3 protein-coding genes are annotated in these 2135 nt (G+C 62.9%); all 3 read left to right on the top strand.

Features of this window, described 5'->3' with window-relative positions; translation table 11 throughout:
- Window positions 1-81 precede the first annotated feature (81 nt).
- Window positions 82-519: an IS66-like element accessory protein TnpA gene (tnpA, locus tag LI953_RS15290; RefSeq protein ID WP_227076952.1), complete on the top strand. Its 438-nt coding sequence runs from the start codon at window positions 82-84 to the stop codon at window positions 517-519.
- Window positions 500-853, top strand: coding sequence for an IS66 family insertion sequence element accessory protein TnpB (tnpB, locus tag LI953_RS15285; protein WP_227076951.1), 354 nt, complete (start codon window positions 500-502; stop codon window positions 851-853). The genes tnpA and tnpB overlap by 20 nt, the downstream gene beginning before the upstream one ends.
- 51 nt (window positions 854-904) lie before the next feature.
- A partial coding sequence (tnpC, locus tag LI953_RS15280) for an IS66 family transposase (protein ID WP_227076950.1) occupies window positions 905-2135 on the top strand: 1231 nt, incomplete at its 3' end.

Genomic DNA, 2135 nt, shown 5'->3' with positions numbered 1-2135 from the left:
GTAAGCGCGAATTTCCCCGCACCTTCCTGGATTGAGTGCTGTGAGGCATGAAGTGTCCACTTTGGCGGAGGTGGACACCAAGTGATTGAGGACGAGGCACAGAAGCTTGTTGTAAGGCGGGTTTTGCGTGACGGCCGCCGTCGCTACGATCCGGCGTCGAAGGCGCGCCTTGTTGCGTCGTGCGTCGAGCCTGGCGTGTCGATATCGCGGCTCGCGCTTGACCACGGGATCAATACCAACCTTTTGAGGAAATGGATCAAGGACGCGCAGGAGGCCGGCCCTCAGCGGCCATCGTCAAGGCCTGCGTTTATTCCGATTGTGGCTGCGGATTCCAACTTGCCGATTGAGGAAAGCGGCGCGTTGGCCATGCCCGCCCCGCGTGGTGACGGTCGGTTGGCGACATCGGTTAGGGTGAGCGCATCGCTGCCGAACGGCGTGACGCTGACGCTGGACTGCGGCAATGTGGATGCGCTGGCCGCGATCATTGGAGCCTTGGGTCATGTTCAGACTGGGGGCTGATGTTCAAGTCTACCTGCACCGCGAACCGATCGACTTCCGGGCCGGCATCAACAGCCTTGCGGTGCTGGTCCAGGAAACGATGGCGCTCGATCCGTTTGCGCCCGCGGTGTTTGCGTTCTGCAATCGCCGCCGCGACCGGATGAAGCTGCTGTTCTTCGATCGGTCGGGCTTTGTGCTGGTGCTGAAGCGGCTGACCGAGGACAAGTTCCGCTGGCCCCGGCGCGAAGTGCCGGTGGTGCGGCTGACGAGCGAGCAATTGCACTGGATTCTCGACGGCATCGACATCGATGCGATGGTCCGCCATCCGGCGCGGCACTATCAGGTCGCCGGCTGAGGACGCTCGAATTGAGTTGACGCGGCGGGACGGTTCCGATTCAAGAATCCGATGGTACGAACCGGCAAACCGACTGTTGAAGAGCTGATGGCGCAGTTGGTGGCCCATGCTGCCGAAATCGCTGTGCTGAAAGCCGAGAAGGATGCGCTCGCCCGGCGCGTCGTCACGCTTGAGGAAGAGCTGGCGCTGGCCAGGCTGCACCGTTTTGCGCCCAGAAGCGAAAAGCACGTCGATCGCCTCTTCAACGAAGCCGAGCAGGTTGCCGCCGAGAATGAGGCGGGCGGCGAAGAGGACGATGTCGCCGTCCTTCCGGACACGGGATTGCCCCCGGTCAAAACCGAAGCGGGAAAGAAGCGCGGCCGCAGACCGTTGCCAGACAACCTGCCGCGCGAGCGCGTCGAATATGACCTACCCGACGACCGGAAGGCCTGCCCGTGCTGCCAGAACCCGCTGCATCGCATGGGCGAGACCGTCACCGAGCAGCTGCATATCGAGATCAAGGCGAAGGTTCTGGAGAATGTGCGGTTCAAGTATGCGTGCCGCCATTGCGACCGTACCGGGATCGAGACGCCGGTCATCCTCGCGTCGATGCCGCCTCAGCCCCTGCCGGGCAGCATCGCCACGGCCTCGACGCTGGCCTTCGCGCTGGTTCACAAATATGTCGACGGAACGCCGCTCTATCGTCTGGCACAGACCTTCGAGCGTGCCGGCGTTCCCGTCAGCCGCGGTGCGCTTGGCCACTGGGTGATCGGCTCAAGCGAGAAGCATCTCTCCCGCCTCTATGACGCCCTGAAGCTGCGGCTCAGATCGCAACCCCTCATTCACGGCGACGAAACGACGGTCCAGGTCCTGAAAGAAAAGGATAAGCAAGCCACCAGCACATCCTACATGTGGGCCTATCGCAGTGGCGAGGACAGCGCCGAGCCGATCGTGCTGTTCGATTATCAGCCGGGCCGCGGTCAGATCCATCCGCAAGCCTTCCTCGGTCACTACCGCGGCATCGTCATGAGCGACGGCTATGCCGCCTGGCGCACGCTGGAAGGGGCAACCCACATTGGATGCATGGCCCATGCAAGGCGGCGCTTCGTCGAGGCCCTCAAGACGAGAAAGAAGGGCGGCGGACCGCCGGAGCAGGCGCTGAAGTTCTTCGAGCAGCTTTATCGGGTTGAACGGCAGGCTCGGGGCGAAGAGCCGGACAAGGGCGAAACGCGAGATCACTGCATACGCCGCTTCCGCCAGCAACACAGCGTTCCCGTCCTCAAGGCCCTCAAGCAATGGCTCG

The sequence above is a fragment of the Acidocella sp. KAb 2-4 genome, from assembly GCF_020567705.1.
In the GTDB taxonomy this organism is placed as follows: Bacteria; Pseudomonadota; Alphaproteobacteria; order Acetobacterales; family Acetobacteraceae; genus Acidocella.
The sequence above is the reverse complement of the archived record's forward strand: the minus strand, read 5'-3'. Positions and strand labels throughout refer to the sequence as shown.